The organism is Paenibacillus glycanilyticus NBRC 16618, assembly GCF_004000805.1.
In the GTDB taxonomy this organism is placed as follows: Bacteria; Bacillota; Bacilli; order Paenibacillales; family Paenibacillaceae; genus Pristimantibacillus; species Pristimantibacillus glycanilyticus.
Map to the genome: position 1 here is coordinate 1 of NZ_BILY01000088.1, position 1,289 is coordinate 1,289.

Annotated in this window: 1 protein-coding gene; it reads left to right on the forward strand. The window is 46.9% G+C overall.

Annotated elements, in window-relative coordinates:
• Positions 1-84 precede the first annotated feature (84 nt).
• A protein-coding gene (locus PGL01S_RS30655) for an IS3 family transposase (protein WP_218032390.1) occupies positions 85-1,247 on the forward strand; the annotation gives its coding sequence in 2 pieces (ribosomal slippage) (positions 85-361 and positions 361-1,247; 1,164 coding nt in all).
• Positions 1,248-1,289: the final 42 nt, after the last annotated feature.

Sequence of the window (1,289 nt, forward strand, 5' to 3'; positions counted from 1 at the left end):
TGGTATTATCCCCTCACGGTAGACAACAAGAAAAAGACATCTGTTAAGATGAACTTACTAGTTGTTTGCCGGAGGGGATTTTTCATGGGGAAAACAGGTCGTACGAACAAAAGTTATCCTGAAGATTTAAAACTAGAAGCAGTGAGGCTGGTTACGGAGGACAACTTGGCGTACCGTGAGGTTGCGAAGCGTCTGGGAATACAAAACAAAACGCAGGTTGAGGTATGGGTCAAACGACATCGGGCAGGGCAGCCCTTCGTACAAGAAGCTACGCGAAAGGGTAAACCGAAGACTAAGTTTAGCAGCGTAGAGGAAGAAATGGCTTACCTAAGAGCGGAGATTGAATACTTAAAAAAGCGGTATCCAAATCTACACGGGGAGTGACTAGCAAAGCCATTCGTTTTGAGATCATTGAGGGAATGCGGCAAAAGTATCCGTTGCGTTGGCTTCTGAAATTTGCCGAGGTATCACGAGCAGGCTATTACAAGTGGCGGAAAAGGGTATCCGATCCAACCGCTCGTATACAGGAAGAGCGACTTCTAGAGAGGCATATCATGGCGATCCACCGACTACACCCTTACTTTGGTTACTTACGAATGAAAGTCGCCTTGAAACGCGAAGGACTGCATGTGAACCATAAACGTGTTTATCGGCTCATGAAGAAACTGGACATCCGCTCGGTGATCCGAAAGAAGCGGCGCTTCTTCGGAAAGCAGGTATCTGTTGTTTATCCCAATCGGTTGGAACGCCTGTTTTCTGCAGAGGCGCCACTGCTTAAACTCGTTACGGACATTACCTATATCCGGGTAGGAGAGCAATTTGCATACCTTTCAGCTATTCTGGATCTCTACAACAATGAGATTGTTGCCTGGCAGTTGGCCGAACGAAACGACCTTGCACTTGTTACCAAAACAGTCGACGCCCTAAGCGAGAGAGCAGATCTCACCGGTGTTCTCCTGCACTCCGATCAAGGATTCCAGTACACCTCTAACGCATATAACCGCAAACTTGAGAAGCTCGGGGTCATTGGCAGCCACTCTAGACGTGGAAACTGCTATGATAATGCCTGCATCGAGTCGTTCTTTTCACATCTTAAAACGGAAAAGATTTATCTTGTTCGTCCGCAAACGATGTCTGAATTGGAACAAGCGGTTGAAGAATACGTTTCGTTCTACAACAACGAACGCTTCCAGAAGAAGCTAAACGACCGTTCCCCGGTGGAATACCGTGAAACGGTCGCAGCATAGAGTTGTCTTTTTATAGATGTCTACTTGACGGGGTTATGACCA